The sequence below is a fragment of the Thioflexithrix psekupsensis genome (assembly GCF_002149925.1).
Lineage (GTDB): Bacteria > Pseudomonadota > Gammaproteobacteria > Beggiatoales > Beggiatoaceae > Thioflexithrix > Thioflexithrix psekupsensis.
Genome location: NZ_MSLT01000006.1, coordinates 330045 through 355275, shown reverse-complemented (window position 1 = coordinate 355275; position 25231 = coordinate 330045). Strand labels below are relative to the sequence as shown.

Annotated in this window: 18 protein-coding genes; 8 read left to right on the top strand and 10 right to left on the bottom strand. The window is 44.7% G+C overall.

Going from position 1 to position 25231, the window contains the following annotated elements; genetic code table 11:
• Positions 1–44 precede the first annotated feature (44 nt).
• Positions 45–3512: a transcription-repair coupling factor gene (gene mfd / locus TPSD3_RS02655; RefSeq protein ID WP_086487041.1), complete on the bottom strand. Its 3468-nt coding sequence runs from the start codon at positions 3510–3512 to the stop codon at positions 45–47.
• On the opposite strand from mfd, the gene TPSD3_RS18095 reads away from it, so the two are divergent.
• Positions 3498–3629, top strand: coding sequence for a hypothetical protein (locus TPSD3_RS18095; protein WP_280938405.1), 132 nt, complete (start codon positions 3498–3500; stop codon positions 3627–3629). The two genes, mfd and TPSD3_RS18095, sit on opposite strands and share 15 nt — an antisense overlap.
• Positions 3630–3707: 78 nt before the next feature.
• Here TPSD3_RS18095 and TPSD3_RS02650 read toward each other — a convergent pair whose 3' ends face one another.
• From TPSD3_RS02650 to htpX, 4 genes are all read right to left on the bottom strand, one after another.
• A complete protein-coding gene (locus tag TPSD3_RS02650; protein WP_086487040.1) occupies positions 3708–4595 on the bottom strand; it encodes an AEC family transporter in 888 nt (295 codons plus the stop codon).
• 1 nt (position 4596) lies between these two features.
• Positions 4597–5757, bottom strand: a complete 1161-nt coding sequence (locus tag TPSD3_RS02645) for a molybdopterin-binding protein (protein ID WP_176329702.1) — start codon at positions 5755–5757, stop codon at positions 4597–4599.
• A 28-nt stretch (positions 5758–5785) separates the two neighbouring features.
• The gene (gcvPB, locus tag TPSD3_RS02640; protein WP_086487038.1) at positions 5786–7240 is read right to left on the bottom strand and encodes an aminomethyl-transferring glycine dehydrogenase subunit GcvPB; all 1455 of its coding nucleotides are present in this window, start codon (positions 7238–7240) and stop codon (positions 5786–5788) included.
• A gap of 79 nt (positions 7241–7319) precedes the next feature.
• Positions 7320–8159, bottom strand: coding sequence for a protease HtpX (gene htpX, locus TPSD3_RS02635; protein ID WP_176329701.1), 840 nt, complete (start codon positions 8157–8159; stop codon positions 7320–7322).
• A gap of 30 nt (positions 8160–8189) precedes the next feature.
• On the opposite strand from htpX, the gene mnmC reads away from it, so the two are divergent.
• The 4 genes from mnmC (at position 8190) to TPSD3_RS02615 (ending at position 12256) form a co-directional block, all read left to right on the top strand.
• Complete coding sequence (mnmC, locus tag TPSD3_RS02630; protein WP_086487036.1) at positions 8190–10205, top strand: bifunctional tRNA (5-methylaminomethyl-2-thiouridine)(34)-methyltransferase MnmC2/FAD-dependent 5-carboxymethylaminomethyl-2-thiouridine(34) oxidoreductase MnmC1; 2016 nt, start codon at positions 8190–8192, stop codon at positions 10203–10205.
• A 164-nt stretch (positions 10206–10369) separates the two neighbouring features.
• Complete coding sequence (locus TPSD3_RS02625) at positions 10370–11416, top strand: ATP-binding protein (protein WP_086487035.1); 1047 nt, start codon at positions 10370–10372, stop codon at positions 11414–11416.
• 5 nt (positions 11417–11421) lie between these two features.
• Entirely contained in the window at positions 11422–11727 is a 306-nt protein-coding gene (locus TPSD3_RS02620) for a DUF4435 domain-containing protein (RefSeq protein ID WP_086487034.1), read from the top strand.
• Positions 11684–12256, top strand: coding sequence for a hypothetical protein (locus TPSD3_RS02615; protein ID WP_086487033.1), 573 nt, complete (start codon positions 11684–11686; stop codon positions 12254–12256). Before TPSD3_RS02620 ends, TPSD3_RS02615 begins: the two co-directional genes overlap by 44 nt.
• A 452-nt stretch (positions 12257–12708) precedes the next feature.
• Here TPSD3_RS02615 and glnE read toward each other — a convergent pair whose 3' ends face one another.
• Positions 12709–15621, bottom strand: a complete 2913-nt coding sequence (glnE, locus tag TPSD3_RS02610; protein WP_086487032.1) for a bifunctional [glutamate--ammonia ligase]-adenylyl-L-tyrosine phosphorylase/[glutamate--ammonia-ligase] adenylyltransferase — start codon at positions 15619–15621, stop codon at positions 12709–12711.
• 158 nt (positions 15622–15779) lie between these two features.
• Between glnE and TPSD3_RS02605 the strand changes: the two genes are divergently transcribed.
• The 3 genes from TPSD3_RS02605 (at position 15780) to TPSD3_RS02595 (ending at position 19331) form a co-directional block, all read left to right on the top strand.
• On the top strand, positions 15780–18092 hold the full coding sequence (locus tag TPSD3_RS02605; RefSeq protein ID WP_086487031.1) for a 3-hydroxybutyrate oligomer hydrolase family protein: 2313 nt from the start codon (positions 15780–15782) through the stop codon (positions 18090–18092).
• Positions 18093–18227: 135 nt separating this feature from the next.
• Positions 18228–18782 carry a hypothetical protein gene (locus TPSD3_RS02600; protein WP_086487030.1) on the top strand — a complete coding sequence of 185 codons (555 nt, stop codon included), beginning with the start codon at positions 18228–18230 and terminating at the stop codon, positions 18780–18782.
• Positions 18783–18791: 9 nt separating this feature from the next.
• Positions 18792–19331: a hypothetical protein gene (locus TPSD3_RS02595; RefSeq protein WP_086487029.1), complete on the top strand. Its 540-nt coding sequence runs from the start codon at positions 18792–18794 to the stop codon at positions 19329–19331.
• 80 nt (positions 19332–19411) lie between these two features.
• Here the strand turns inward: TPSD3_RS02595 and phoU are convergent, their stop codons facing one another.
• The 4 genes from phoU to TPSD3_RS02575 all read right to left on the bottom strand — a co-directional run bounded on the left by phoU (position 19412) and on the right by TPSD3_RS02575 (position 25153).
• Positions 19412–20131 carry a phosphate signaling complex protein PhoU gene (phoU, locus tag TPSD3_RS02590; RefSeq protein WP_086487028.1) on the bottom strand — a complete coding sequence of 240 codons (720 nt, stop codon included), beginning with the start codon at positions 20129–20131 and terminating at the stop codon, positions 19412–19414.
• 120 nt (positions 20132–20251) lie between these two features.
• Entirely contained in the window at positions 20252–21091 is an 840-nt protein-coding gene (pstB, locus tag TPSD3_RS02585) for a phosphate ABC transporter ATP-binding protein PstB (protein ID WP_086487027.1), read from the bottom strand.
• Between the two features lie 52 nt (positions 21092–21143).
• Entirely contained in the window at positions 21144–22856 is a 1713-nt protein-coding gene (pstA, locus tag TPSD3_RS02580; RefSeq protein WP_245391508.1) for a phosphate ABC transporter permease PstA, read from the bottom strand.
• Positions 22853–25153 carry an ABC transporter permease subunit gene (locus tag TPSD3_RS02575; RefSeq protein ID WP_086487026.1) on the bottom strand — a complete coding sequence of 767 codons (2301 nt, stop codon included), beginning with the start codon at positions 25151–25153 and terminating at the stop codon, positions 22853–22855. The genes pstA and TPSD3_RS02575 overlap by 4 nt, the downstream gene beginning before the upstream one ends.
• Positions 25154–25231 lie beyond the last annotated feature (78 nt).

The following is a 25231-nucleotide window of genomic DNA, read 5'->3' as shown; positions in this document are numbered from 1 at the left end:
CTTGCGGCTGCTTGCCCATCACCCCTCCTCCAATCGCTCCATCCCTAAAAAACGGCTTGCAGCGATACTTGCAACACCCGCAACACCGCCAACACCGCCTCACAGCGACTGGCAAAATCAGGCATCGACCATTGCAATCGCAACCGATCCTCACTGTCAAAACGGTATGCCGAAGGCTGGCGTTGTACCAACTGCACCAACTGCATTGGCTCCACAGGAGTCGTGCGATCAAACCACACATAACCCCCTGTTTCGCCCAAATCAATCTTACGAATTCCCAGCGGCATCACCTGCAACCGTAACTCAGCCAATCTAAACAAAGCCTGTGCCGCCTCAGGTAACAGACCAAAACGGTCGATCATCTCCACTTGAATCTCATCCAAAGCCGCTTCGGTTTGTGCGTTGGCGATGCGTTTATACAAGATTAAACGGGTATGCACATCGGGTAAATAATCTTCAGGAATCAAAGCGGATACATGAAAATCAATTTCAGTGCCGTGTCGCAAAGGCCGTTCCAAATCAGGAATCTGTCCTGATTTAAGCGCGTTCACCGCACGTTCCAACAACTCGGTGTATAACGTGTAACCAATTTCCTGTAAATGGCCGCTCTGCTCATCACCCAATAACTCGCCTGCGCCCCGAATTTCTAAATCATGCGTTGCCAACGTAAATCCCATTCCCAAAGTATCCAACGAAGTCATGGCATCAAGACGTTTAATGGCTTCTTTGGTCATGTTTTTTTGCGGTGGCACGATCAGATAGGCATAAGCACGATGATGCGAGCGTCCCACGCGGCCGCGCAACTGGTACAACTGCGCCAAACCGAAGCGATCCGCCCGATGAATAATGATCGTATTGGCACTGGGAACATCGATGCCTGTCTCAATAATTGTTGTACAAACCAACACGTTAAAACGACGGTGATAAAAATCACGCATCACCCGCTCTAATTCTCGTTCACGTAACTGACCATGTGCGATGTCCACACGGGCTTCTGGCACTAATTCTGATACGGTTTGTGCCATTTTTTCAATACTGTCGATGTCATTGTGTAAAAAATACACTTGTCCGCCGCGGCGCAATTCGCGCATAATCGCCTCACTGATTGAGGGGGCGTGCCATTCTTTGACAAAAGTTTTAATGGCTAAACGACGCGACGGCGGCGTGGCAATAATCGATAATTCCCGCAAATCCGCCAAGGCCATGTTAAGCGAACGCGGAATGGGCGTGGCAGTGAGCGTGAGAATGTCCACCTCAGCGCGCAAGGCTTTAAAACGCTCTTTTTGCTTCACACCAAAACGATGTTCTTCATCAATAATCACCAAACCCAACCGCTTAAAATGAATAGGGTCTTGCAATAATTTATGCGTGCCAATGATAATGTCAATTTGTCCATCGGCAATCTGGCTTAATGCGGTTTCTTGCTGTTTTTTGCTGCGAAAACGCGATAATTGTTCAATTTTCACCGGCCATTCGGCAAAGCGATCTTGAAAATTTTGATAATGCTGTTGTGCCAAGAGCGTGGTGGGAACGAGAACCGCGACTTGTTGACCATCAGAGACCGCAATAAATGCCGCTCGCATCGCCACTTCAGTCTTACCAAAACCCACATCCCCACAAATTAACCGATCCATGCTTTTTTCTGAAGTCATGTCCCGAATGACCGCCAAAATCGCTTCTTGTTGGTCGGGTGTTTCTTCAAAAGGAAAACGCTGTACAAATGCAGCGTAATCTTTGGGATCGTAACGGAAGGCATGACCTTGACGTGCGGCGCGTTTGGCGTGAATATCTAGCAATTCAGCGGCGACATCGGTGACTTTTTGTGCGGCTTTGCGTTTGGCTTTTTCCCACTGCCCCGATCCCAATCGGTGCAAAGGCGCGTGTTCTGGATCAACGCCTGTAAAACGACTGATTAAATGCAAGGCACTCACAGGCACATAAAGTTTATCTTGATTTGCGTATTCTAGGTGTAAAAATTCAGCCGTGATGCCGTTTAAAGTCAAGGTGACCAAACCAAGATAACGCCCCACACCGTGTTCTTCATGAACGACGGGCGCGCCGATACTCAATTCAGTCAGATTACGAACGACGGTATCGGTATCGCGGGTAATTTTGTTGCGGCGGCGGCGTTGACTGACCCGCTCCCCAAACAATTGCGCCTCACAAATCACCACCAACAAAGGATCAGTTAAATATAACCCGCGTTCCAATGGCGCAACAGTGATACACAAGGCAGCGGAGTGTTGTAAAAAATCGGCCCAATTCTCCACCACAACAGGACGTATATCGTGAGTACGGAATAACTCCATCATAGACTCACGTCGCCCCATCGTTTCTGCGGCAATTAAAACCCGGCCTTGAAAATTGTTTAAAAACTGTTTTAAGGTGGCAAGGGGATCAGCTTGTCGCGCTTCGACGGTGAGAAGGGGCGGCGGTTGAGTCAGAAAAATATGCGCCGACGGATGGTCAGGGCGAATATCCAAATGAGGATGATGCCGAATGGCCGCAAAAACCTCGTGTGTCTGTAAGAAAAGCGTGGAAGGCGCGAGCAGTGGCCGTTCAATATCGTGTCGCAGTTGTTCGTAGCGTTGATTGGCTTCTTGCCAGAATTGATCGGCGATTTCGGTGACATTATCAACCGTACAAATCAAGCCACCGGGCGGTAAGTAGTCGAATAAAGTCGCCGTCTCTTCAAAAAAAAGCGGCAAATAATACTCAATACCCGCCGGTGCAAATTTTTGACTGACATCTTGGTAAACCGTTGAACGACGTGGATCACCTTGAAATTGGCTACGCCAGCGAGTACGAAAATGTTCAATGGCGTTATCGGTAAGCGGAAATTCTCGCGCAGGCAATAAATTAATCTGAGTGACTTTATCCAAAGAGCGTTGTGTTTCTGGGTCGAAAGTGCGCAGCGTATCGATTTCATCATCATTTAAATCAATGCGATACGGCACATCACTGCCCATAGGGAATAAATCCAGTAAACCACCGCGCACACTAAATTCTCCGTGTTCTACCACTTGAGAGGTGTGACGATAACCGCTGTTTTGTAATTGCCGTCGAAACTGTTCTAAAGAAATTTTCTGTCCAATACTAAATTGTAAAACATTTTGCTGCACATAATGACAAGGCGGTAAACGGTGCATTAAGGTCGTGATCGGTAAAATAAGAATACCATGTGAAAGATGCGGCAGGTGATACAAAGTGGTTAGGCGTTCGGAGATGATGTCTTGATGCGGTGAAAAAACATCGTAAGGCAAAGTCTCCCAATCGGGAAAATTGAGCAATGGCGCGCTATGATGGCTATAAAAGCGGATTTCGTCAGTGAGTTGCTGTGCGCGCAGGTTATCGGGGGTGATAATAATGAGCATCATTTTTTGATGCGTCACCAATTGGCTCAGTGCCAACGCTAAACTGCTGCCGTGTAAATTTGACCAACGTTGTTTTTGGGCGGTGGAGTCGATAGCGGTGGGATGCAAAGGAGAATGTGAGATGTGTTTATCCGTCATAATGGTGTGCGATGGTTAAAAAAACACCTCATTTTACCGCGTGGGGGGGTGGCTGGCTATGGTGGTTTTTTTAGCCTCGTGCAAGTGGTGCATTCTCGCTTTCGCACTCCAGTGTAATTTATTGATTTATATCATTATATTGTTCCAACAGGGCATGTAGGAATACGGAAATGACGAGGAAATTAAAAATCATTTTTAATGTAACTGTGAAAGCGCAAAAGCCAACGCCAACGGTAAGCTAAATAAACTCAGTACATTACCCATTAAAACAATACTGGCTACTTTTTGCGGTTCTTGACAATATTGTTCTGCGAAAATAAAGTTAATGACCGCAGGCGGCAACACAGAGAAACTGATTAAAACCCCCAATTGCAACGGCGTTAAAGTCAGCCACGGCCAAATAAGCAGTAAGGCTATTAATCCACTTAATGGACACAGAATCCCACCCAGTAAACCAATACGCCAATCGGCTAAATTAATATCCGTTAAACGCACACCTAAAGAAAATAACATTAAAGGAATCGCCACATCCCCTAACATCTTGATAGGAATAGCAAATAATGCAGGCAAGTGCCACTGGAACAAGCTAAATAACACGCCTGCCAATGTCGCAATAATCATGGGCGTTTTGAGAAAATTACGCCATTTAATGTAAGGATTGACGATAGAAACACCAATCGTTAAATGAATCAGATTAGCCATAATAAATAAAATCACCGCGGCTTTTAATCCGTCTTCACCAAAAGCAAATAAAGCCATTGGCAATCCCATATTTCCCGTATTAGTAAACATCATGGGAGGAATAAAAGTACGGATTTGCAATTTTAAATACCACACCAACGGCAACACCACTAATCCAGAACCTAAAATAATCCAAATTCCCGCCAAAGCCAACGGCCAATAAGACACTAAATCAAAATTCTGATCCGCTAAAATATAAAATAATAAAGCAGGTGTGAAAAATTCCATATTTAAACGATTAGCTACTGCCATATCTAAAGGTCTAATTCTGGCGTATAAATAACCCGCTAAAATAATAAAGAAAATAGGAAATAAAACCGTAAAAATTTGTGTCATTAACATGTTAATTGTTCATATCCCTGTAACAATAAACGGATACTTCTGTCCCTGCGGCGTAGCCTTCTAAATGCGCAGGAATTAATACAACCCCTTCTGCATGTAAACAGTGATGTAAGCGGTTATCCATACCCAGCGCGATGACACCTTGCTCTACAAATTTAACTCGACAGTAGTCAAAAAAACCGATAGTGGACACCAATTTTTTAGCGGCGGGCATTTTTCGCAGGGCATAAGGTAACATTGTTGTCAACCCTGCGGCGCGTCGAATCGCTCTGGCCGCAAGCAGATCGTAAGCGGCAATGGCAGGGGCAGGATGTCCGGGCAAAAAAACCACAGGCACTTGTCCGAATACGCCTAATCCCGCACGCGGACACGGTCGCGCCGCAATCCCTGCCGCAATCACTTGCCCTTGTTCAGCAAACCAATCAATAAAACCATCGTTACTTCCCCAACCGATTTGTCCTGTGGTGATCACCAGATCAACGTCAGTTTTGGTTAAAATAGCGGCTAATTCTTTTTTATTATCAGAAGGATAGCAGATTTCTACTACCTGCCCGCCATCTCGTTTTACGTGAGCAAACAACCAGATTGCATTCATATCTTGCGCGGGAGACGGTGCGCCTAAAATCACCAATCGTATTTTTGGTGTCGCAATCACCGCTATTTTTTGCTCACCCAATGCCTGAATAATCGCTAAATCAACCGCTTGCAAAATTCTCCCTGCGGGTAATAACACTTCTCCCGTTGTAAAATCTCCCCCCGCACGTAAAACACCATGATAAGGCGCGACCGCTTGATGTACCCATAATTGCTGTGCTTGCAGCTCTGCATAATCCAAAGGTAGCACTGCATCAGTGTGGTTAAACATCGCCTGCCCTGTCACTATAGGATACGTAATTGGAAGTGACGTAGAATAAAATTGGTCATGATGTAACATAAATAGCAAGGGTTGATAATCGCTGGCACCGAAAGTGTCTTGTCCTTGTAGCGCGTAACCATTAATTGCCGCACAATTATTGATAGGAATATCGTACGGTGTGTATAAAGGACTTGCCAAAATTCGCCCTTGTGCTTGTGCAATGGGCAATGATTCCGCAGGCAAAGCTGTGTAATATTGATCCAACCATGCCCACACCGCTGTCAATTCTACCATATGCCGAATCATTGCCATGCTCCTGATTTTAATGATTATTTTAACGACAAAAAGGCGCGACAATATCCAAATCTTTTGCCGCTCGCGTATCGTCTAAACGGCGCACGGGTAAAGTGTGTGGCGCACGTTTGACCGTATCGGGTTGTGTTTCAATTTCCTGTAAAATCTGCGTCATCGCGGCAACAAAAGCATCCAGCGTGTCTTGATCTTCGGTTTCGGTTGGCTCGATCAGCAAACATTCAGGAACTGAAAGTGGAAAATAAGTGGTCGGCGCATGAAATCCTTTATCTAACAGCCGTTTTGCCACATCCATCGCACTAATACCATGATTTTTAAGTATTTTTTTCAAAGTCAAAATAAATTCATGCGTGGCGAAACGTTGGGGAAATGCCAATTCAAAACCTGCTTTTTGTAAGCGTGCCATGAGATAATTCGCATTTAACGTTGAAAAATCAGCCACTTGCGTCATCCCTTCCCGTCCCAACAACCGCGCATAAATATACGCTCGCAATAATACGCCCACGTTGCCCGCGTGCGCACTCATGCGCCCAATCGTTTGCGGACAATCGCGCTCTGTCAACCAATAATACTGATCATACCGCTTGGCCACGCGAGGTATGGGGAGAAAAGGTTGTAAACGCTCACTGACTCCCACTGGCCCCGCACCCGGGCCACCGCCGCCATGAGGTGTAGAAAATGTTTTGTGTAAATTAATATGAATCACATCAAATCCCATATCTCCAGGGCGAACTTTTCCTAAAATTGCATTTAAATTAGCCCCGTCATAATATAATAATCCACCCGCTTCATGCACCCATTGCGCAATAGTTTTAATATTGCGTTCAAATACGCCAAAGGTGGAAGGATTGGTGAGCATAATGCCTGCGGTTTTTTCGCTAATTAATGGCTTTAATGCCGCTAAATCAATATCACCCGATTGATCCGTAGGAATTTCTTTAACGGTAAAACCACACATGACGGCTGAAGCGGGATTAGTGCCATGTGCGGCATCGGGGACAAGTATTTCTGTACGCGCCACATCGCCCCGCGCTTGATGATAGGCGCGAATCATGGCCACGCCCGCAAATTCGCCTTGTGCGCCCGCAGCAGGCGTTAAACACACGGCTGACATGCCCGTTAATGTTTTTAACATCTCCTGCAATTCGTACAAACAAGTTAATAATCCCTGCATTAAATTATCGGGCGTGGCCGGATGCACATTTAAAAAACCCGCTTGTAAAGCTAACGTGTTGCAAATGCGTGGATTATATTTCATCGTGCAAGAACCCAGTGGATAAAAATGGGTATCTATCGAGAAATTTTTTTGAGATAATCGGGTGTAATGACGCACCACTTGCAATTCTGAAACGGCAGGTAATGGCGGGGGATTTTTACGCAAAAATAATTCAGGAATATCGCTTAATTCAGGAGCTTTTTGTGCTGAATAATGACTGGGATTGCTGTGTTGTGGGCGGCTGTGATCGAAAATTAACATGGTATGGCTCAACATGAAGAAAAAAGTAAAAATCACAGCCCAAGACGAACTTGGGCTGGAATGCAAGATTAAAACAAAATTAACGGTTCTGTAAAGCGGCAATCCGTTCTTCTAAGGGAGGATGACTGGAAAATAATTTTCTAATAAAATCACGGCTTGGGCTGCTGTTAATGCCAAATGCGGATAATTGCTCAGGCAATTGTCCTGCGCTTACCGTTTGTAAACATCGTAAAGCGGCGATCATTTTTTGACTGCCTGCCAATTTAGCCGCGCCTGCGTCGGCGTGAAATTCTCGATAACGCGAAAACCACATGACAATTGGCATGGCTAATAAACCAAAAATAATCTCTGCAATAAAGCTGGTTAAAGCATAAACCGCATGGCCATTACCGCGGCTATTTGATGCGACAATTGAGCCGACTAATCGCGCCAATAAAATCACAAACGTATTGACCACGCCTTGTATTAAAGCCATTGTAATCATGTCACCATTGGCAACGTGGCTGACTTCGTGGGCTAAAACGGCTTCGATTTCGTCTTGACTCATGCGCTCTAATAAACCACGACTGACTGCCACTAAGGCATTGTTTTGATTCGCTCCTGTGGCAAACGCATTGACTTCCTGGCTCTCATAAATTGCCACTTCAGGCATTCCAATCCCTGCTTGCTGGGCTTGACGGCGCACGGTTTCGACTAACCAACGTTCCTCATTAGAACGAGGTTGTTCAATCACACGCGCATTCGTCGCTTTTTTCGCCATCCATTTAGAAATAAGTAAGGATATAAAAGCACCACCCATTCCAAATAATAATGCACTGGCAATTAAGCCATTGGAATAAATGCCAAAAATGCGCGCAATAATGCCTAATAATAAAACAATAGCAATATTGGTTAATAAAAATAAAGTGATTCTTTTCATTATCTCGACTCCGTTGTTGCAAATAAAACCATGATAATAACTCCCGCTGATTTACAATGGAATGAACAAGGTTTGCCTTATTCTTCTCAATTTAAAGACATTTATTTTTCGACTGAAAACGGTGTAGCTGAAAGTGAGTATGTTTTTTTACAAGCAAATGATTTACCGAATATTTTTTTAAATTCTTCTGAACAAAAAACTTTTGTCATTGGTGAAATCGGTTTTGGCAGTGGTTTAAATTTTCTTTTAACGTGGCAACGCTGTGTGTCGTTATTGCCTGAAAATAGTCATCAACAATTATGTTATATTGCATTTGAATTGCATCCGTTTTTGCCCGATGATATGCGGCGAGCGATAGCGGCGTGGCCGAGTCTGAAAGAATACGGAGAACAGTTATTGTCTGTATATCCGCCTTTAGTCGAAGGCTGCCACACGTTACGATTGGGGCGGCATTTGACTTTACAATTGTACTTTGGCGAGGCATTTCAGCTTTTATCCACGTGGCCAGAATCGCAGCAAGGGACAGTAGATGTTTGGTTTTTAGATGGTTTTGCGCCCGCTCGCAATCCAGAATTATGGCAAATTGATTTATTACAGCATATTTCCCGATTTAGTCGCCCTAATGCCCGTTTTAGCACTTTTACTGCGGCAAGCTGGGTGCGAAAAAATTTACAAACCGCGGGGTTTGTGGTGGAGAAAATCGCAGGTTTTGGACGTAAACGCGAAATGTTGCGCGGTTATTTGTCCCATTCTACGCAAAAAATGCCAAAAAATCAGCTTACGCCGCCGTGGTGGCGTGTGCCGCTATGGGATTTGTCGAATACGGAAGCGCGTCATGTGGCGATTCTTGGCGCGGGGTTGGCGGGGTGTGCGTGTGCCTATCGTTTGAGTCAGCAAGGTTGGCAGTGTACTTTGATTGATCAAGCAGATAGCCTTGCCAGTGCGGCTTCGGGAAATCGGCAAGGGGCATTTTATCCCTTATTAACTCGTCAATGGCAGGATGCCGCAACGCAATTTTATGTTTCGGCTTTTCTTTATTTAATCAATTGGTTACATCAATCGCAAGAGGAACAGGGCGCGTTTGCTCATGCGCGTTGTGGTGTCGCACAATTAGCGACGGACAGTAAAACATGGGAACGATTTCAAGCGATTCTTGAGGCACTGCCATTGCCTGATACGGTGTTAAAAGGGCTTTCTGCGGCGGAAATCACGGCATTATCTGGTATTCATCTTGATTATCCTGCGTTATTTTTTCCGCAAGGCGGTTGGTTGTCGCCGCGGCAATGGGCAGATTATTTGTGGAAAAAATCTTGTACTTATACTACGGATAATCAAGTGATTTTAGGTCAAAAAATAGTAAAATTAGCCCGTATTAATGAAAAATGGCATCTTTTTGATGAAAATCAACATTGTGTCACGCAAGCCTCGGTGGTGATTTTAGCCAATGCCTATGATGTGTCTCATTTTTTTCCGCATTTGCCTGTCACTGCGGTGCGCGGTCAAGTGAGTTACCCAAAAGCCACTAAACGCAGTTTGTCCTTGCAACAGGTGTTGTGTCATTCGGGATATGTAACACCTGCGTGGGACGGAGCGCATAGTGTGGGGGCAAGCTACCAGCTTGATTCTACAGAACTTGTTGTTTCTCCAGCCGATAATATAGCCAACGCTTACGCGCTGGCTACGGCAATTCCCCATTTTGCGGCTGAGGTGATGATTGATGAAAATACACCTGCTCGCGCCAGTTTACGTTGTGCCAGTCGGGATCATTTGCCGTTAATTGGTTTTTTACCCGATGAAACGGCATTTATGCGTGATTACGCGGAAATGGCCAAAGGACATCGTTATTCGGCTTATCCCGAATTAACAGGGACAGGGTTATACGTGAGTGTCGCCCACGGATCGCGGGGGATTGTTTCAACGCCACTTGCGGCTGAGATTATCTGCGCGCAATTGTGCGGCTATCCGCTACCGATTTCTGAGGCGGTGATGCGAGCAATTGCGCCGCAACGGTTTTGGGTGCGGGGGTTGAAAGGGGGGAGGGGATAACAAATATTTCTTGTGTTTCTTAAATACGCTATAATAATTTGGAATGGACAGATTTCTTGGATATATTCCAATGGCTTTAGAATTGAAAGAATAGAGTTGTGGGGAATTAGTTCTGAAAATTTTAATTCAGATGAATCATTTAATTATCACAGTGATTATTTTAGATGAAAATAACTAAAATTTATTGCAATGCAGTGGGTCCTTTGTTTAATAAAACGATTTTATTTGAACATGAATGGACAGAAAAAACAGCCGATAAAATATTGCTAACGGGGCCAAATGGCTGCGGTAAATCTATTTTATTACGCGGCATTGCAACGCTTTGGGAGGCTTTGGCTTATTGGCTGGATCAGCGCAAGCCATTGCCCCGAAAACACCCTATAAAACAATGGTTGCAACAGTGGGGTGGTTTTGCCGTTGTTTTGGAAGATTTAACCGCTATTAACGCGCATATTCCTGAAAAAATAGGTTTATTTTTTGGGACAAATGACTGGCTTGAACAATTAACTGCTGAAAATAATCAGCAGCCTATTTGCTGGATCGGTGAAGTTTATGACCCAAAACGCACGCTATTATTACCTGCCAATGCGTGGTTAGACGAATGGTTAGAGAAGCGTAAGCGATTGATTTTAAATGCAGAAAAAGTAGAAGCCCCTAACCTTATCTATCTTGATGCTGAGGAACGCCGCTGGGTGTCTCCGCGCAAAAACATTTCTGCCTCATTTCCCGATGATTTAACTCAACGTTGGCTGACTCGGTATAGTGCAACCGACGATTGGAAAGGGCAACTGGAATCTTCGCTCATTAATCTTAAAACCACCGCGCTGCATAAATATCATGAAACAATACGCGCTTTTAATGATTTTTTAGTCGGTAAAAACATCGATCCAAATATTAAAATGGGTGAAAATCGTTTATATGTCAAAGTTAAAGGCAAGCCTCCGCATCTGCTTGATGATCTTAGTTCGGGAGAGCGTCAAATATTAATTTTATTATTTTTATTGCATCGTTGGTTGCAACCTAATGCGGTTATTTTAATAGATGAACCTGATTTATATTTACATCCTTCGCTAATTGATCTGTTATTAGATGCAATAGAAAAAGCCGCCGCCAAACAAAATACTCAATTAATTATAACGTCGCATAATGTCGATGTATGGCGACGTTATGAGAACATGGGAATGCGTATTGATCTTCAGGGTGAGGTTTAAATAACGTGAACGAGAATGTAGCTAATAAGATACGTGATATTAAAGATGGTATTGGAAACATAACAAGAAAAGCACTTATTGTTGAAGGTGATTATGATTTGCGGGCTTTTGAAATTTTATTATCAAAAATAAATCAAAGCTGGCGAACCCATTGGGTTGTTGCGGAAGCAGGAAAAAAACAAGCTGTTTTGGACATCTTGAAAGAAGAAAGCGATTGGCTGGGGATTATTGATCGAGATGAATGGGACGAGGAAAAAATATCGTCTCTTGCACAAGCCAATTTACTGGTTTTACCGCGTTATTGTATTTGAAAATTATCTTATTAATCCTGATGCACTTTTGTCTGCTTTACCGCCCACTAAAAGGGAAAAGGTTATAGGCAAGGAAGAGCAATTTAAAGAGTGTTTAATAAAAGATATTGATCGCTGGCGAAAACATGGCGCATTATGGTCAGTGATTAATCCACTGTGGGAAAAGTTGCGGAGGTTAGGTTTTAACAAAGATTTATTAACGCCTGAAATAGCCACAGACGATACTAAAATTAAAGCAATGCTTCAAACATGGTATAATCTTCTTAATGCTGAAAATATTTTTAACGATTTTCAAGAGAAATTAGAACACATTAAAACAAAACCATTAGAGGAACAATTGGCTTTACATATACATGGAAAACGTTTTTATCAACAAGTGGTTGATCCCTGCTTAAATACGCTAATAGGTCAACAAGAAAGCAAAGAACGTTTCTTTAATCTTTTTAAAGAGTTAAGCAGAAACAGAGACTCTATCCGTGATTTAGATTTTATTTGGGAGAGAATGGGGTTAAATCCTGAAAACGCCTAAATCCTGTAAATTTTGATTTAATCAGAAATAATCAATAAGTTTACCTCATTCCTACATGGCGAGCCTGTAAAAGAACCTCATTTTTTCAGTATTCGATGACGAAGAATCAATAAGTTACGAACGAAAAAATGGTGTTTTTGGGAGTTCTTTTACAGGCTCGGCATGTGGGATGAGAAAAATCACTCTATTTTAATTCCCCTTCTTAATTCCCCCATTCACTTTTAAATCAATAAATTCTAAACTTTCTAAGCCGTCATTATCCACCACTTTAACAGCGATTTATCTCGTCCCCACATGCTATAGTTGAGGCACTATAAAAAGATAATCTGAACCTGTCAAATTTGTAGGAAACTTCACAGGTTTGAATATTCTTTTTACGTTGCCGTAGCTATATATGGGGTGGGGACACAGTCACGACGTGCCACGTCGAGTATCACCAAAAATTTCACAACTCACTCAATCAACGTCGTCCACCAATGCTGTACATTATGTCGCACACGTTCCCAGTGTGTTGCGGGGGCAAGTGCGGGTTTGTTTTGCAAAGCCAATTTATGCGTTTCCGCACGATACAGACGATAAGCCTCACTTAACTCATCGCAACAGCTTGATGTTAAAAGATGATGCTCATTAAATAAACGCAATAAAGGCAACATCCCCGTGGTGCGCGTAAAATGTGGATATTGCGCCGCCCATGTTAATAACATCCCTTGAACGATAAATTCAATATCAGTAATTCCGCCAGTTCCTTGTTTTATATCAAAAATTTCTGAAGTAGATTTATCCAAATGATTGCGCATTTTCAAACGCATCTCCCGCACCTCTGCGCGCACTTTCTCAGGATCGCGGCTTAAACATAAAATTTCATGGCGAATCGCTTCAAAACGCTGTTGACACGCCAAATCTCCAGCAATCGCTCGCGCCCGCACCAACGCCTGATGTTCCCACAACCAAGCGTCATTGCGTTGGTAATCCAAAAACGCATCAAAAGCACTCACCAACAAACCCGACGATCCCCCAGGACGCAACCGCGGATCGACTTCATACAAATGCCCCGCCGCAGTATTCGTGGTTAAAATATGAATAATTCGCTGAGCTAAACGCGCAAAAAACACATTATTATCAACGGATTTCTCGCCATCCGTATGTTGCTGCTCACCATGACTGTCGTGCAAAAAAACAACATCCAAATCCGAACCATAACTTAATTCAATCCCACCCGCTTTGCCATAAGCCACAATACAAAATCCTGCCACTTGACGCTGCCCTTGTTCTGTATAACTTGGCTGTCCATGCTTACTCGCCACATGATCCCACGCCAGTGACAAAGCGCGCCGAGTCAACGTATCCGCAATAGCGGCTAAATAATCGCTGGCCACTTCTACGGTCAAATTCCCCGACAATTCCGAAGCCGCCACTTTTAACACATGCGCCCGTTTAAATTGCCGCATACTGTCCATTTGCATTTCAACATCATCGTGCGGTAAATGCGCCAATTGCGCTTGCAAAGCGTTATCTAATTCGGCAGGATTTAAAATATTATATAAATCCCGATGCTCTAATAATTCATCTAATAACAAAGGATAGCGCGTCATTTGTTCGGCAATCCACGCACTTTTTAAACACAATTTAACCACTTGTTGCAACACTTTTGGCCGCTCAATTAATAAGGCCATATAAACACTACGCAATGCAATCGCTTCAATTAAATCTAATAAGCGATGAAAAGCCGCATCATAATCTTGAGAATCCGTGTGTTTTTCAGCCGCTAATAATTGCAAAGTTAATGGCACAATTTTATCCAAACGCTCACGAGCGCGTGCCGACAAACGCTGCACCACGCTAGATTGCGCAAAACGTTGTAAATGGGTTAATAATTCTTCCGTTTGGTTAAAACCCGCGGCTGTTAATTTCGCTATTGCTTGGGTGTCATCTTGACGGGTATGCAGCCAAAATGTTTGCCATTCACGGCTTAATTCTTTCTCAGTATCTGGCGTGATATTTTCTACAGGTGCAATCACGCGAGAAAAAACCTGTTGCACTTGCTCTTGATGCGCGGCTAATTGCGTCATAAATTCTGTCCAATTCGCACAACCCATTCCAAAAGCCAAACGCAATTGATTTAACGCATCATCGGGTAACGTTTGCGTTTGTCGATCATCAATGGCTTGCAAATGATTCTCAGCAAAACGTAAAAAATAATAAGCCTGTTTCAATCCCTCTGTTTCTTCAGCGGTTAATAAACCGTGTTGTTGTAAACGAGTTAAAGTAATTAATAAATGACGGCTTTGCAAATCGGGCTGTCTGCCCCCGCGAATCAATTGAAACACCTGACAACTAAATTCCACTTCTCGAATGCCACCTGGGCCTAATTTCAAATTATTTTCTAAGCCTTTGCGACGGGTTTCTTGATCAATTAAGGCTTTCATATTGCGTAAAGATTCAAACGCGCCATAATCTAAATAACGGCGATAAATAAAAGGACGTAAACTTTTTAATAAAGACTCGCCTTGTGCTTTATCTCCAGCCACTACACGTGCCTTAATTAACGCATACCGTTCCCAATCGCGGGCATGGCTTTGATAATATTCTTCCATTGCGTCAAAGTGCATCGCCAAAGGGCCACTGTCACCAAATGGCCGCAAACGCATATCTACTCTAAACACAAATCCATCTGCGGTAATTTGATTTAATGTGTTAATTAATAACTGCCCTAAACGCACAAAAAATTCCTGATTCGTACGATTGCGGCGAGGGCTTTGCGTTTCTCCCGCTTCGGGATAAGCAAAAATTAAATCAATGTCCGAAGAAAAATTGAGTTCCTGCCCCCCTAATTTCCCCATCCCTAAAACAATTAAATGCTGTTTTGTTCCCGTATGTTGCCCAATCGGTTCACCGAATTGCTGACATAAGATTTCATAATGCGCCGTTAAAGCACTCTCAATACTGGCATCAGCCAAACGCGATAAAGCCAATAACGTCTCTGGCAAATCAGCCCACCCCGCCACATCACGCCATGCAATGCGCACCATTTCCCGTCGGCGAAAGCGACGCAATGCACTCATTAATAATGGCTCATTTAACGGTTCAAAACTCGCTAAATACTGCGTTAAACGCGCCTGACAATCCTCTGCAACTTGTAACAATTCACCACTGCGCAATAACTCAGCAAAAGCCTGCGTTTGTTGCAAAGCATATTTCGCCACAAAAGGACTGCACGCCCACACTTTTCCTATACTGTCGCGTAATGATGGCGTATCGAGAATGAATTGCACCATTTCAGGACTGGCTTTACTTTGATAATCTTGCCAATAATCGGCCACTTGAGATTGCAATAATTCGGGTAAATTAGCGGTTATCATTGTCATTATTTCTCCCTCACATTACATGTTATTTTTAATAAAGAAATGAAAATACTGTTTTTATTGTTTTACAAAAAAGCCAGCCTTCCAATAAACTGATACAATCTGCATGTCGTTTGGAAAAACTGAAAAAACATTAAAAAACTTTTGTGCAACAGGATAACATGCCTATGCTCCCTTTTAAAAAAATATTCATCCGTTTGCCCGTGGTGATTGGTTTAAGTGTCACCTTAACGGCTTGTGCCGAAGGGGCAGCGGTGGTGGTTGGTATTATTGCGGCTTTGGCGGGCGTGGCGGCCGTCAGCGGCGGTGGCGGCGGTGGTGACGGCGATTCCACACCGACCACACCAAAACCGCCCGCACCTTCTAAATTATATCCCGTGCCAGAATCGGTGATAAAAACACTGACCGTCCAAACCTATGACGGCAATACCGATGACTTATTAACCGCAGGTTTCGGACAAACGGGCTTGGGCAATGCCCGGCCTGTCGCCGTCGATGCGCAAAATCCCACCGCGGCTGAATTACGTCGCATCACTATTGTAGAACAATTCAAAGCATTTCAAGACTTGCGTCCTCAATCGGGATTTGGCAGTTTTTACGGCCCTGCGGTGGCGAGTCGTAGCGTTGTACCACGCAATGATGGTCGCGTGGCAGGGAAAGAATACCTTGCTTATTACGACGATGGCAGTCAAGTTCAAAATGTGGTGGTGATGCTGCAAATTCCCAACACGTTTAATGTCAATTCAGCCTGTCTTGTGGCTGCGCCTGCGCCGGAATCACGCGGCGTTTACGGAGCGATTGCCACGGTGGGCGAATGGGGATTGAAACACAATTGTGCCGTCGTTTACACTGACAAAGGCGCAGGCACAGGTTTACACGATTTCACCTCAGACACCGTCAACGTACTCGACGGCACACGCACCACCAGCAGCAATGCCAGAGAAAACGCCCATTTTCGGGCGCGAGGCACAGAACAAAGCGATTTAAGCAGCTATCATTCGCGTTATCCTGCCCGCGTCGCGTATAAACACGCCCATTCCCAACAAAATCCTGAGTCACAATGGGGCAGAGATGTCTTAAATAGCCTTAATTTTGCCTTTTACACCCTAAATTTAACCGAAAATTACGGCCAAACCACCACTTTAACCCCAAATAACACGCTCGTATTAGCCGCGGGCTGGGGAACAGGTGGGGCGGCGGCTCTGCATGCCGTAGAACAAGACACGCAGGGTTGGATTGATGGTGTCGTCGCTGTAGCTCCCTTAATCACCCCTGCTACTTTGGCCGAAACGCAAAGCGTAAGCCTGCAACAAAACGTGTTTGAATTTGAAGAGGTGCAAAAGGAGGAACCAATTACAGCAGAGACCTTACAACGTCCTTTTTTTGATGTACTCACCTATTTAAATCTATATCAACCTTGTGCCAGCGCGTTGGCAACGGGATTACCTGCGGCCGCGGGACGTTGTCGTATTTTGGCGCAACAAGATTTGTTAGACGATGCACCACTGGCACAACAAGTCAATACCGCTCGTGAATTACTTATCAGCTATGGTATGTTGCCTTCGGCCACAGCTCTAGCTCCTTATTATTATCAAAATCAATACTATGCCAGCTTGGCTTATACTTATGCCAGTGCGTATGGTCGTTTTAGTGTTGTGGAAAATTTATGTGATTACAGCTTAGGTGCAACACAAGGCGTAAACACTCCCACCGCATTGCGCATTGCGGATCGGGCGCGTTTTTTCAGTCACAGCAACGGCATTATTTTGCCTGACTATTTAAGCCTAATCAATAACTTAGGCAATTCTAATTTGGGCATCGACCACCGTTACAGTGAAAATTCTCAAGGTATTCAAGACGATTTTTATCAAGGGGCATTGTGCTTGCGCAATTTATGGACAGGCACAACAGGCATACATAAACCCTTGAATCCTAGCCTTATTTCAGGAGAAACAGGCTTTTTATTGTCAGGCAATGCGGCCGTGCGCGCCAATCGCGTACAAAATGGGCAAGCGGCCGTGACGGCAACGGCTAATTTACGCGGCAAACCCACGTTAATCGTACAAGGGCGTGACGATCCGCTGGCCAATGCCAATTTTCACGCCCGCGCTTATTATGCGCGCAATCAGGTCACGCGAGCAGGTGCGGATAATTTGATTTATTTAGAAATTAAAAACGCGCATCATTTCGACGGTTATAATCAACAATATGGATTAATTAACCAAGTGCCATTACAGTATTATTTCAATGCGGCTTTGGATAGCTTATTGGATCATTTGAAAAATCGACGCGCTTTACCTCGCAGTCAAGTGGTGGCCACCTCGCCTCCCAATGCCACGGGCGGACGGATTAATACGGCGCATTTACCCGCATTGAATGCCGCGAGTAATTGTGATATTACTTATCGCAATCGTGTGTTGACCATTCCTGAATGTACGGGATTTGGCGATCCGAGTCGTTTTGAAGATATGTAAAATTTTTTCTGGTTCAGAATTTTCAGAATCAATCAGCGATTTATCTTTATTCATGCTGTCATTCTGTAAATTCTGATTTGGATAATTGTGGGTTATTTTTTTATTTTTTACAAATTCCCGTTTTAACTCTCACCTATGACGCTTTTAACCGAAATTCGCAATAATGATCGATTACGCTGGGGAATTTGGGCGATTTTCGCTATTTCAGCCAGTTATGGACTTTTACGGCTGGGAGATTGGCGAGTAGAACTAGAAAACGATTACCAAGCCGCCGCTCGTCGCTGGGAACAAGTTCAGCAAATTGTTGCGCAACCAGAATGGCCACGCCGCGCCCAACAAGCCCGTGAACAATATACCCAATTACAAGCCCGACTCTGGCAAGCCAATTCAGAAGGGTTAGCCCAAGCCAGTTTTCAGTCTTGGCTAGACGGCAAAGCAAAACAAGTTGGTTTACAAAACCACACCGTGCGCGCTGACCCCGCAACAACTCTAGAGAAAGTCAACGTGTGGCAAATCAAAGCCCAGTTAGACGCAGAATTTCATCCTGAGCGTTTGTTTGATTTGCTGTTGTTACTGGCAGAATCACCACAATGGGTGGTTGTAGAACGATTAGATATTTCACAAACCACTCGAAGCACTCGATTACAATTGATAGTTGTTGCTTTTTTTCAAGTTAATTCAGAGAGTTAGAGTTTAAACATGATCAATGAGTGGTTAGACAATAAGTCGCGCATGGCAATGACGGTGTTCGCTGTCGCCGCGGGGAATTTTTTATTGGCGCGGGCATGGTTTGAACTCCCCACTTTGGATAGCTCTGCGGTTGCTCAGGAAAGCGAATGGCGGGTGGAATTACCCGCGGAGAGCAATTTACAAGGCTTTCACATTATTTTGTCAGCCAGCTCGCCGTGGGGCAGAGCGGCCAGTACTTCCGTGGCGACTCCGTCATCCGCAAGCGGTGAAGCACTCACAACAAGCACAGAGAACGATCCCAATCAAGAGAATGCTTCTGTTTTGCCAGAAACGAAATTAAACGGGGCATTTAAAGGCGTGGTGCAAGTGGGCAGGGAGCGTTACATTTTGTTAAGCGATACCCAAGAAGGCAAAATGACCGCCTACCGTGAATCAGACACCCTTCCCGACGGCAGCAAGGTGGTGGCAATTGGTGCAGATTATTTTACGCTGCGCGCCCAAGCCGAAGACATCAAGTTGATTAAACTGTATAAAACCGTCACGCAGTAAGTGACAAAACTTGCAAAAAAACAGGATAACGCCCCTATCATAAAAAAGCGTTATCCTTTTAAATTATCCCGTAAAAGCGTTTAATAATGCGGTTGTCGCGCTTCTTCTTCGACTTTTTGTAAACTGATGTGACGAATATCCTTGCCTTTCAAAAAATAAATCAAGTATTCACATACATTACGCGAATGCGCAATCACGCGCTCTAACGCTCTAGCCGACCACATTAACGTTAACCCCAGGGGAATCATACGTGGGTCTTCCATCATATAGGTAAGCACTTGACGGTTGACACTTTCCGATTCGCCGTCAATACGATGCGTTTCCCGAATCACAGCCAATGCCGCTTCGGTGTCTAAACGTGCAATACTGTCTAAGGCATCGTGTAAAATTTGCCGCGCCAATTCACCCAAATGATGCACCGATAAATAATAACGTGCCTGAATCCCCCCTTGCACTTGCAAAGACATACGCGCAATACGCTCCGCTTCATCACCAATCCGCTCTAAATCAGTGATCGTTTTAATCACCGCTAATACTAAACGTAAATCGCCTGCTGTCGGTTGGCGACGCGCTAGAATTCGCGTACATTCTTCGTCAATGGTCACTTCTAAGGCATTGACTTTATAGTCATTATTGTAAACCTGTTTGGCCAACATTTCATCGTTGGTTTTCAAGGCCTGCAAGGCATTGGCCAGTTGTTCTTCCACCAAACCGCCCATGCTTAACATTTGACTGCGCAAAGTGCGCAATTCAGTATCAAATTGATGAGAAATATGTTGTGTCAACACTTCTTCAGCCATGTGACAAAGACCTCACGGTAATGATTCATGAAAAATGAAAACCAAAACATGACATTGTGTCACCACAAGTTCTATTTCGGTTTTCACAATAACGGCACGGAGAAAAGGAGCAATCCCCGTTTAACCGTAACGTCCCGTAATATAATCTTCCGTTTGTTTTTTGGTGGGATTGGTGAATAAAGAACTGGTATCACCAAACTCAATCAACTCGCCCAAATACATAAACGCAGTGTAATCCGATACACGAGCGGCTTGCTGCATATTATGTGTGACGATAACAATGGTGTAATGCTCTTTCAACTCGTTAATGAGTTCTTCGATTTTCAAAGTAGAAATTGGGTCTAAGGCTGAAGCTGGCTCGTCTAACAACAAAATTTCAGGCTCAATCGCAATCGCACGCGCAATCACTAAACGCTGTTGCTGTCCACCAGACATGCCTAAGGCATTGTCGTGTAAACGATCTTTCACTTCGTCCCACAAGGCCGCACCGCGTAACGATCTTTCTACCACTTCATCTAAAATACGGCGGCTATTAATGCCTTGTAAACGCAGACCGTAGGCGACATTTTCATAAATCGATTTGGGGAAAGGATTGGGTTTTTGAAACACCATCCCAACCCGCCGCCGTAATTCAGCAACATTGACCGATTTATGAAAAATATCCTGCCCTTCCAGCTTGATTTCGCCTTGAACGCGGACAGAATCCACTAAATCGTTCATTCGATTAAAACAGCGCAACAAAGTCGATTTACCGCAACCACTAGGGCCAATATACGCAGTGACACGCTTCTCTGGGATCAGCATATTGATGTCTCGCAACGCCTGCTTTTCCCCATAATACAGGTTAAAATTCTTAACCTCTAGGCAAATCCGTTCTTTATGAATATCTAAAGTGGGTTCGCCGCGGCCTAAAGACGCAATATCCACGCCGTGCGTCAGCGGCTCATTACTGGTACTCATGGTTGTCAAGTCCTAAATCCTTGTTGGTCATCGTGATGGCATGGGAGAGTGATCAAGCACTTTCCAATGATTTGTATTTTTCACGTAAATGATTACGAATCCAAATCGCCACGATATTTAAAATAATAATCACCGCAACCAATAAAAACGAGGTCGCGTAAACCAGAGGGCGCACCGCTTCAACGTTAGGGCTTTGGAAACCAATGTCGTAAATATGGAAGCCTAAGTGCATGAATTTACGCTCCAAATGCAAGAAGGGATAATTACCATCTAACACCAGCGACGGCGCAAGTTTCACCACACCCACCAACATCAACGGCGCAACTTCACCTGCAGCACGCGCAATCGCCAAAATTAAACCCGTCATAATCGCAGGGCTGGCCATGGGTAAAATCGTACGCCACAAGGTTTCCGCCTTAGTTGCGCCCAAAGCTAAACTGCCTTCACGAATAGAACTGGGAATGCGGGACAAACCTTCTTCTGTCGAAACAATCACCACAGGGAGCGTCAAAATTGCCAAGGTCAAAGCAGCCCACAAAATCCCCCCTGAACCAAAGGTAGGCGCGGGCAAGGCTTCTGGATAAAACAATTGGTCAATCGTTCCCCCCAGAAAATACACGAAAAAGCCCAAACCAAATACCCCGTAAACAATTGACGGCACGCCCGCCAAATTATTCACGGCAATACGAATCGTGCGGGTTAAAAAGCCTTGTTTCGCATATTCGCGCAAATACACCGCAGCAATCACGCCAAACGGAGTCACAATAATCGACATGACAAACACCATCATGACCGTGCCGAAAATCGCAGGGAATACACCACCTTCCGTATTGGCTTCGCGGGGGTCTTTGCTGACAAACCAACCCAATTTCATAAAATAATGGGATAATTTCTCACTCACCCCCATTGCGTTGGGAAAATGAATATACACCACATTGGCTAATGGAATCTCAACCACTTGTCCATCCATGACCTCAGCCGTGATACTGTCGCGGTCAATCTCCTGATACAATTGCCCTAAGCGTTCGCTGAGTTTTTGAAATTCAACATCATGCACTTCGCGTTGCGTCTCAAGATCGGCCAATTCTTGCGCAGTAATGGGTTCGCCCGTACGCTCTTGCCGCAATTCCAAACGACGATGCGCCAAACGCAACTGTTCTAACGCATAATTGACTCGTCCGATTTCATGGCGTTCAATGCGATTAATCTCCAGATACAGGGTCTGCGCCCGTTCCAACCGCGGCCACAATTCGGGCAAAATCCGCTCATGTCCTTCAGCGACGACTTGTCCGCTCTCTTTGATGCTGCGCAAAAAGCCGTAAAAATTACCGCCCTTACGTCGTTCCAGCACCATCAAGGTTTCAGGATATTCCACATCCGTCAACTGTTGCGCCACGATCCAACGGAAATCCAAACCCACTAACTCTCGATTTCCCGTCTTCACCAAGTAGCGATCAGCAAATGCACCCTCTACCTTATCATAGCCTAAACCGTCCAATTGATCGGCAGGGACTTTTTCGTGGGTGTGGACTTCACCGATTAAGCGATAGGTGTTGCCTTTGTCATCTTTGTAATTAGCCATGAAGGCATCAGAAGGCCAAAAATGCCCCAAGCCGCGTACGGCAATCAAAGTCAATAAACTAAATACAACAATTACACTGATAGTCACAGCCGACGAAGTGAGCCAAATCCACGGATCACCACTGCCCCACCAGCTTTGTTGACGTTGGATATTCTTTTGCGTACTCATGTCTTGCGTACTCATAGCGAACTGTACTTCCGTCGTAAGCGATGGCGGACAATCTCAGCCAACGTGTTAAAGAAAAAGGTCAAAATAAATAAAACTAAACCCGCTAAGAATAAAACACGGAAATGGGTACTGCCCACTTCAGATTCTGGCATTTCCACCGCAATATTGGCCGATAAAGTGCGCAAACCTTGAAAAAGGCTAAAATCCATAACCGCTGTATTTCCTGTAGCCATTAACACAATCATGGTCTCCCCGACGGCACGGCCTAAACCGATCATCACCGCAGAGAAAATCCCCGGACTCGCCGTTAATAACACCACACGAGTCATGGTCTGCCAACGGGTTGCGCCCAAAGCCAATGATCCCGACGTTAAATGTCTAGGCACACTGAAAATGGCATCTTCGGCGATAGAGAAGATATTGGGGACAACCGCCAATCCCATCGCCACACCGACCACGATTGAATTACGTTGATCAAAAGGAATACCATTTTGATTTAACCATTCCGGCATATTGCCATTAAAAAACCAAACTTCTAAAGGATGGCTAAAATAAAAAGCAATGTACACCATAAGCAAAACAGGAATCACCAACAACGCCGCTTCCCAACCATCAGAAAAAGCGTAGCGAATCCGCTCAGGCATAAAACGCCACAAATAAGCAGATAAAATAATTCCTATTGGCAAGAGCAAGAGCAAGAGAAACACGCCCGGTAAATTCGCCTCAATAAACGGAGCCAACCACAACCCAGCCAAAAAGCCCAAAATCACCGTAGGAAGTGCTTCCATAATTTCGATGGTTGGTTTTACCACGCCACGTATTCTTGGAGACATGAAATAAGCAGCATAAACTGCCCCTAAAATCGCAATAGGCACTGCCACCAACATGGCATAAAACGCCGCCTTAAACGTACCAAAAGTCAACGGCGCAAGACTAAACTTAGGTTCAAAATCTGAAGTGGCAGAAGAAGACTGCCAAATATGGTCGGGTTCGGGATAATTTTCATACCATACTTTTCCCCACAAGGCTTGAAAAGACACTTCAGGGTGAGGGTTATGCACTTCCCACACAGACAATTTACCGGTTCTGTCTTCGCCGATCAGGAAATCAGCCCGCGGTGACAAATTCACACTGACCAAAGGTTGTTCAGCCTGTAAACTTAATACCGTACGATGCGCCGTCGTGTGATAAATGCCCAAATAACCCCGTGCATCCGCCGCCACAAAGCCTTTACGACGCTCTTCAGGGGCTAGATCAACAATGGCACTTTTTCCGCCTTGAAATTCCCGAATTCGTTGCAGAGAAAACACATTGTTCGCATCTCGCACCGGAAACCACTGCGTCACAATCCCATTAGACTCGCCCACCAACAAAGAAATATCCCCGGTGAGAAAGCGCAAACTGGTGATTTTATCGCCTTGAGGCACGACTTGAGCGTGATATTCTTTACGAATTTCCTGCTCACGCACGTCATAACGGGTTATCACACCTTGCGTATCGGCTAGATACAAATAGCGTTGGTCTTTTTCTAACAGCAAATGCGTGACTTGTCCTGTTTTATCCAGCGCAATTTCACTGTAAACCGTGTTCAGTGTTTCTTCTTCGGTTAAGAAATTAACGGCTTTACTCACTCGTACGACCACGAGACGCTGATCAGCAGTTACCGCCGCAATCATATTGGAATGTTGACTGATCTGTACTCCCAAATGGGTCAGGGCTTGTCCTTGTGGGTCTACGGTGACGGGGTCTTGACCCAGCGGATAAACAATACTGGGGTCAATGGTACGAACGCGATTGCCCGCACTGTCTTGCGTAAAAACAATATTATAACTGTGTTGTAGCGCAATAGCCGTTCCATTGGCAAATCCATAACCCACCACTTGTCTGGTCGAATCAGACACAGCAAACGCACTGGCTTCCACGCCATCGGGTTTGGAAGCCGCATATTCGGAAATCACGTGTCCATCTTGTAATCGGAAGAAAACCGCGCGGGCATCATCCGTAAAACGAACCGCTAACTCATTTTTTTCTTCAACGGCAAGGTGCAATGTCCGTTCATTTTCTACGCCCGGCAGTTGAAACTGTGTCACCAACTGCAAACTGGCCGGCGTTAATAACGGCATGACCACATACAACAAGTAGAAAAAAATAAGCAAAATCGCCGCAATCACCCCTAAACCACCAAACGTCATGCTATGTCGAACAATTTTGTCTTTCAACATTCGCCATGCGCGCCGTCGGATGGTCGCGGGTTCATTGAGTGCGGATACGATAACAGAGGAGGATGAATGATTAGATGAGGATGTGTTCATTCTTGCATTGTATTTTAGCTTTATGACAGAACTGTGACAGCCGTTAAACGAGGCCAATTAGCCCGTTCATTTATGTAA